The organism is Azospirillum sp. TSO22-1 (assembly GCF_003116015.1).
GTDB lineage: Bacteria > Pseudomonadota > Alphaproteobacteria > Azospirillales > Azospirillaceae > Azospirillum.
On record NZ_LGQZ01000082.1, the window covers coordinates 37,625 to 45,006 of the forward strand.

Below are 7,382 nucleotides of genomic sequence, written 5' to 3' on the forward strand. Positions count from 1 at the left end.
CGAGGCTGCGTGCCGGTCATGGCGTCCCCTCACCAGCGCAGGAAGAGGCCGACGTCGCCGGGCATGCCGCCGGGGTAATCCAGGATCTGCGCGCGGAGCTTGTACCCCTTCTGCTTCAGGACGCGCTCGTAGACCTCGTAGGCTTCGCGGGCGTAGCCGGTCAGGGAATTCGGCCAGTCCGGCTCGAAGTTGTTGATCGCCCGCCCGCCGTCGGTGCACCAGCTGCTCGGGAAGCGGGCGACCTGGATTTCCTTCACGCCGCGTTCGGCGGCTTCCCGCACCGCCCGAGTGAACCGCTCCTTGGCGTCCGGGCGGACGTGCTGGTTCATGAAGGCCTCGCGGACCGAGTCCTGGTCCTTCTGGCGCTTCTTGTCCGCCTCCAGCGCCTCCCGAAGCATCGCCATCTCGCGTTCTTCGGCAATCGTCCGGAGCTGGTCCGGCGTGATCAGGTCGTCGAGGCCGGCTGCCGCCTGCGACGGCGATTCATGCGCGTTGCTCATGGTGCGGTTCTCCTTGGTGGTCGGGCGCTCGGGCCGTGCGGCGCCGGCCTCCGTCCTTATGGTTTAACCTTCCGCTTCGCCGGGGCCCTGCTCCTCCCGGTGCTGTTGCCGATCGCGGCGGCGGCCGCAGCGGCAGCCGTCGTCGATGACGGCTCGCCCACGGGGAGGACCCGCAGGCGCGCCTCGATCTCGGCGCTGTCCTCAAGGGCCAGCAGGGTCTCCACGTGGCGCAGGCGGGCGCGCTGCTCGTCGGTGAGGGGGCCGGAGGCGGCCAGGATCCGCTCGGCCACGGCCGGAAGCTCCTTGCGCTCCGGCCCCTTCCTCACCAGCTTGGGCAGCGCCGCCAGGGCCGCCGGCTCGTCCAGTTGCATCAGGAAGACCTGCTCCCGGAAGATTTCCCGCACGCGGTCCACGGACGGGTGTTCGGCGCCGTTCTGCTCGTCGCGGACCTTGCGCAGCATCTGGAAGACGCGTTCGTCCAGCGCCCCCTCGCGCCGCCGCGCGTAGATGAGGACGCGGAACAGCGCCTCCCGCAGCCCGCCTTCGCCGACGCGGCCCTTGATCTCGTCCATCTTCTTCTCGAAGAGGGCCTCGAACGCCTCGTCGCGGATGTGCGGCGGCCGCGACGGCTCGCCCGATGCGGCCAACCCGACCAGCGCCTGCAGCAGCGGGGAATCGTAGACCGACAGGAACAGCCGCTCGACGGCGGCGTCGCGCTGGTCCCGCCAATGGTCGAGCGACCGCGCGATGCCCTGGGAGATCCTCTCCTGCGCCTTCAGGTAGGAGTTCTCCGCGTCCACCGGGCGGCGGTTGTCGCGGGCCCACTGCGCGAGCGCCTCGACCGGCGCCATGAAGGGGTTGAGGTGCGAGAACAGGTAGTATTGCGCCCGCGCCGGGTTCGTCAGGCGCAGCCATTCGGCCATGGGCTCGGTGACGGCGGCCCGGACCGCGGGGCGCGCGAAGGTCTCGTACAGGCCCTTGTTGATCTCGGAGACCCGGGCGACCGTGGCGAAGCGCCGGTCGTCCTCCGGCGTGTTCCCGCCGAGGTCCCGGATGTCGTCGAGCGTGCGCGGCTCGAAGCGGGTCATGTAGCCGCCGGCGATCAGGTCGGCGCCGGGCGCGTCGGGATCCTTGGGCTGGATGATCATCTCGTAAAGGCCGGGGGGCAGCAGGTCGATCAGGTCGATGTTCTCGACGAACTCCGCGGTCTCCCGCTTCGCCACGCGGCTCGACACGAAGATCCCGAGATGCCCGATGTCGTGGTGGAGGTTGTAGACGATGGTCTGCTCGCGCGACCGGATCTCCTCCACCGTGTCGTAGAGGTCGAGGATCCAGCCGAGCGCCTGCTGCGGCGGCGTGATGTTGTCGCCGAAGGACGCGAAGACCAGGATCGGAGACCGGATGTTCCGCAGATCGAGCCGCCGCCCGTTCTTGACGATCCCGCCGCTGGCGAGCTTGTTGCCGACGAACAGGTCGTCGGTGATCGCCTCGATCTCCTCGCTGTTGAGCAGGAAGAAGCCGCTCCACCACTTCTCGAACTCGAGATAGCGCGGCGCCTCCGTGTCGATCGAGGCGTACAGGTTGTACATCTTCTTCCAGTAGCTGTTGGCCGGGTCGAGCTTCTCGAAGTTGCCGACGAGGTGCGCGCCATCGAAGCGGCCGTTGCCGAGGTCGCCGGCCAGCGCGGCGAGCCACGCGCCGCCGTACAGGCCACCGAGGTACCGCATCGGATTCTGCCCTTTCACGCCGGCCCAGTAGGACAGCGGAGAGCCGGCGATGATGATCGGCCCCATCAACTCGGGCCGGACCGCGCTCAGGGCCATCACCGCCCATCCAGCCTGGCAGTTGCCGATGACGCACGGCTTGCCGTCGGTGTGCGGATGGAGGTTGCCTACGTGCTCGATGAAGGCGGCCTCCGCCATCCCGACGTCGGCCAGGGTCTGGCCCGGCACGGGATCGGGGAAGAAGCCGATGAAGTAGCAGGGATGACCGGCCGCGAGCGCGGCGCCGATCTGGCTGTCCGGCTTGAAGCCGCCGATGCCGGGTCCATGGCCGGCACGCGGATCGACGATGACGAAGGGGCGCTTGGTCGGGTCCGTCGGCGCGCCCGGACCGGGCAGGATGTGCAGCAGCACGTAGTTGCACGGCCGCTTCAGCTTCCGCCCGTCCATCACGACCTCGTGCGGGAAGGTGAGGACCGGCGGCTTCCCCTGCTTGGCGTGCTCAATGAACTGGTCGCCGCGGCGACGCAGAACGTCGAGGAGCAGGAACCAGCGCTGCATGGCGTCGATGCCGTAGTCCACCGCCTGCTCGACGGGATTGGGAAACGCCGGCATCGGCGGCCCGCCCGCGGCGCCCTTGGCCGGGTTCGGGGTGCCGGCCCCCTCCGGCCGGATGGCGAACGGGGCAAACAGGGCGGCCGCCGCGTTCCAGGCCGAGAGCCACTCCGCGAAGGGCTGCTGCCTGCGATCGTCCATCGTGTATCCTCTCAATGATGCGTTCGGCGCGTTGCGAGCGTTTCTTCCGAGAGCCTGGACAGCGAGGCGGAGGAACATCGCGATGGTGCGTCGGCACTCGCCTATTGGTGGTGCCGGCGAAACCGTCCGGCCTCTCCAAGCGGCACAGCACGCCCAATGCCGGCTCACGATGTGACGAAGGCCTTTTCACATGACAGGAAGCCTGCACCGTTCGGCATTTGGCGTTGAAGGGCGCAACAGTTCACTTTGTTACGGTATCGGCGCGCGAACGTATCATGACGATTCCAAATATAAACTCTGGGTATAAACGAATGCGCATACTGCGCTGGCTGCCCCGTCAAGGCATAATTCCCGGATATTGACTTGCCTTGCCCGAGTGCCCTGCAGGATAATCCGTCCGATCAGCCAAGACATACACGAAGTACCCGTGTGAAATTTTGGCGCGATTAGCCCTCAATGCCTCTTCGATTGGCGGGTGTTATTCTGATGCCGCAGCCGATTCGATAAGATACCGCCGTTGATTCCCTGGCGCGGGCGGGAGATCGTTCCCGAACCGGAACAGCGTAAATCGCGCGCCGGCACAGCGCGAGCAAACCCTGTCGGGCGCTCCATCGCAACGCCGGACGCGGCCGGACGTTACCGTAGCATCGTCACGCTCAACCGTCTGCTACTTCAAATCCGTCTCGGTGCTGCGGCTCAACGCCCGTTTCAATATCCGTTGCGCCTGGATGCCGGTTCAACGCTCACTGGAATGACGTCTGCCTTCCAAGGAGCCGGCCATGACCTCGATCACGCTCGAAGGAAAGCGCAGTCTCATGACACCTTCTGAACGAGAAGACGGAGCCGCACATTCGCCCCTTTGCGGAGCCGCTTGGCGCCGCCGTTGCACGGCCTTGCGATGTACGCCGGAGGGCGAGCTGGAAGCGGTGTTCGGCGCGACGAGAGCACTGGGGCCGGCTGGACACCCTGCATCGACGGCGGTTGCCACGTGATCGGCTGGGATGCCGATCAAGCCGCCGCATTCCTGGTGGGGGCTGCCCTGAACCGGGTTGTCGGCAGCCCCGGTGAGTTGGTCATCGCGCTATTGGCCACGCCGATCCAGATGTGTGTCGGCGACCCTTCTCGAATAATGCGGGAGCCCTCCTTCGGATCCGGCCGCGGCCATCCCACCGTCGCTGGCCCCCGAATACGGCGCATAGCCGCCTTGGCTGCTTCCGGAAGTGCCCCCCATGCTCAAAGCGTCACCGCTGCTACCAGTGCACGCGGCGAGCGAAAGGCAAATCACAGACAGGACTACAGTCTTTCCGTTCATTTTGGTCTCCACGGCTCTGAGCCCACAGCTGGGCGTTCAGCTTCCTTTGGCCTGCGTGGGGTTGCTCGATTGTCGCCAATCACCAAATGCTTGCCAAGCGCAGCAGAGAGGTAAGCAAATGTAATATTTAACATTCCCACAAGTGGCAGTCGGTATCGCCGAGGAAGGCTACCGTAACGCCTTGACGACATCGACCCTCCGCCGGCCGCGTGGTTTATGGATACAGGATAGAAACACCAGCTTGGTCGATATGCAGGAAATAGCTACTGCCACCCGCAACACCGTTTTTGACGACACCCCATTGAAACGTCATCCATGCACCCTGGAAGCCTCCTAAGGCATATGGCATCTGAATAGTTGCCTGGAGGCTCAATCTATCTTCCTTTAACCTGGAGATGCGCGCTTGCCGATTGTGAAGCAGTAAAGCGCAGTGCAACGACTTATATTATGACAAATAAACATTGAGTGCGTAATGTTGCAAATATCAATTTTCAGAAAATTAAACGAGACGATGCCCCGGGCGGGCATACAAGGCGGCAACCGGCTTCTGCGATGGCTATGAAAACGGCTGTATACCGAGGAATGAAAGTTACTGTCCTGGCCGTCCGATCACACGGCGGCGGCGAGGTGATTGCTCTCGTCTGCGAAGATGAGGAAGAGTGCACCGTCTACAAGCGCCTCTTCCAAGAAAAGCCGCCGTACCGGCTTGATGACCGCACGCTTTTGGGGCGCCGACTCAAAAAGCATCACCCGACTGTCGTCCTCGAAGTTCTCGCCCCCCCTGCCAAAGGCGATGATTGGCCTTGGATCGTGGCCTTCTACAGTCCGAACCAGGTGCCTGACGGGCAACGTGGCCACTGGGCTTTTGAAAGCGCCGGAGATCGAGACGAGGCCCGGACGATCGCGCTCGACATCCAGCGGGACATCGAGCGCCATGCCAAACGGTTGAAACTGGGCGACTGATCGCAGGTCATTTCATGGCAATGGTCACGCCGCCAACCCCAAGCGTCAGCCGTGCACCCTGCGAATTCGATAGTACTTTCAGGACAACGCCCCTGTCGTTCTGCAGGTAGCCGATGCCGCCGCCACCGACCAGAGCACCGCCCGTCTGCGCGACGCTGTACGTGCCTGGGAACTCTTCCACCGCGCTGAGTTTGTAGACCTCCGCGGTAACCTTGTTCTGGGTGGCTCCGATATCGGCCAGGGTGAAGCCGGACGCCGTGAACGGATACGCCTTCCCCTTGTAGTGCAGGGTGCCGCTTCCCCAGGAATATCCAATGCCGAGGGCAGCGGATCCGCCGGTGAATTCGATGGTTCCGTCCGGCGGCATCTTGGCTTCCTGGGCTACCGAGCCCCCGACCACGCAGACCACGACGACACACGCCGCGGCCATGCAGCCGATCCAATTGGTCAGCACTTTATGCATTCCATCCTCCAGAACATCAGGAACATCATCAAGCATCTTCCAATGCAAAGAGCCGGACTGCTGCCCGATCCCCAAGCATATGCCCGATTAAATCATCCTTTCCGGTGAGTGGAATGTCGTTACCGTATCGTCCTGAATGAGATGGATGCGATGTGACTTCTCTGCGAGGAAAAGCACAATCCAGCAACGACACCGTATCAATCCCCTATACCCCGATGACGGTCGTGCGAGCACGGTGCGTAACGCAGATCATCCCGGCGGCCTCGTCGTTCGTCTGGCGCGGCTTTGCGTCCGTCCGATACCCCAAGCTACTTATCGTGACGTGCACGAGGTTGCACGCTGTCCCACAATCCTGCTTCCAGCTGAAATCGAAGGATCGGCATCGCTATGGGCGGCAAGGCCCACGATTGCCCCGACAAAGCACACGGCGCGGAGGCTGGAAATGGACAGGCTCAAACGATGGGGCGCGATCATCATCGCCATGAGCGCGTGCACCAGTCCTGCGACCGAGCGGACGCTTTACGCCGGACAGCGACGGTCGGCATGTCGAAGACCGACCTTCACGTTTCGCGATGCCCTGGGCGACCGGATCGTCTGGCGGCAGAAGCGGCGAGTCAGCCCGACACAGTCAATGCTATGCCATCGTGCAAAACCGCCTGAAGGCGAGGCCGCAACGATTGCACTCCGCCGCCGATGCGGAGCACCACGTCAGCATTAATCCCAGATAGCGAAAAATTGACCTGGATTGCTCCGAAAAACTCGGAGAGACTGACAAGCTTCCGGCAAAGGAAGAATGCTGTTACCGTATCAATATTGATTGCCTCGCATTTGACGACCGAACACGCTCACTCAGCCTTGCCAACCATTTACATGTTTGTGCATCATTGTATTTGGATGGTCCAGAACAGCAGGTCGCCGCGACCAGCATCAGTCAAAGAACAGAGCACAGAACAGCGGACGGACAATCGATCACCACTTACAGTCGCATTCCGCAGTGCAGAAGGTGACCTTAATACGACACCGGCACTCCGCGCAGCGGACTGATCACGCTGCCGATGCCGCGAAGGAGCTGGAACCATGACCGCGCAAGCCAAGACGCCGCTCCTCGACCAGGTCCGCGTTCCCGCCGATCTGCGCGCGCTGCGGCCCGACATGCTCCGCCAGCTCGCCGACGAGCTGCGCACCGAGACCATCGACGCCGTCTCCGTCACCGGCGGGCACCTCGGCGCCGGCCTCGGCGTGGTCGAGCTGACGGTGGCCCTGCACTACGTCTTCAACACACCCGACGACCGGCTGATCTGGGACGTCGGCCACCAGTGCTACCCGCACAAGATCCTCACCGGCCGGCGCGACCGCATCCGCACGCTGCGCATGGGCGGGGGCCTGAGCGGTTTCACCAAGCGCTCGGAGAGCGCCTACGACCCGTTCGGCGCCGCGCACAGCTCCACTTCGATCTCCGCCGGGCTCGGCATGGCGGTCGGGCGCGACCTCAAGGGCCGCCGCAACACCGTCGTCTGCGTGATCGGCGACGGTGCGATGAGCGCCGGCATGGCCTACGAGGCGATGAACAACGCCGGCTCCATGCACAGCCGGCTGGTCGTCGTCCTCAACGACAACGACATGTCCATCGCCCCGCCGGTCGGCGCCATGAGCGCCTACCTGTCGCG

Annotated in this window: 5 protein-coding genes; 2 read left to right on the plus strand and 3 right to left on the minus strand. The window is 63.8% G+C overall.

The features are described from left to right. Positions 1-29: 29 nt before the first annotated feature. Together TSO221_RS21805 and TSO221_RS21810 are read right to left on the minus strand one after the other, a co-directional pair. Positions 30-500, minus strand: coding sequence for a hypothetical protein (locus tag TSO221_RS21805; protein ID WP_109120630.1), 471 nt, complete (start codon positions 498-500; stop codon positions 30-32). A gap of 56 nt (positions 501-556) precedes the next feature. Beyond that, a complete protein-coding gene (locus tag TSO221_RS21810) occupies positions 557-2,977 on the minus strand; it encodes a DUF3141 domain-containing protein (protein WP_247878175.1) in 2,421 nt (806 codons plus the stop codon). Positions 2,978-4,871: 1,894 nt separating this feature from the next. On the opposite strand from TSO221_RS21810, the gene TSO221_RS35085 reads away from it, so the two are divergent. Next, on the plus strand, positions 4,872-5,252 hold the full coding sequence (locus TSO221_RS35085; RefSeq protein ID WP_146208868.1) for a hypothetical protein: 381 nt from the start codon (positions 4,872-4,874) through the stop codon (positions 5,250-5,252). A 7-nt stretch (positions 5,253-5,259) separates the two neighbouring features. Here the strand turns inward: TSO221_RS35085 and TSO221_RS21820 are convergent, their stop codons facing one another. Continuing rightward, a complete protein-coding gene (locus TSO221_RS21820; RefSeq protein ID WP_158284169.1) occupies positions 5,260-5,715 on the minus strand; it encodes an EipA family protein in 456 nt (151 codons plus the stop codon). A 1,077-nt stretch (positions 5,716-6,792) separates the two neighbouring features. On the opposite strand from TSO221_RS21820, the gene TSO221_RS21825 reads away from it, so the two are divergent. After that, positions 6,793-7,382, plus strand: a 590-nt coding sequence (locus TSO221_RS21825) for a 1-deoxy-D-xylulose-5-phosphate synthase N-terminal domain-containing protein (protein WP_247878176.1), incomplete at its 3' end; no start/stop codon positions are given.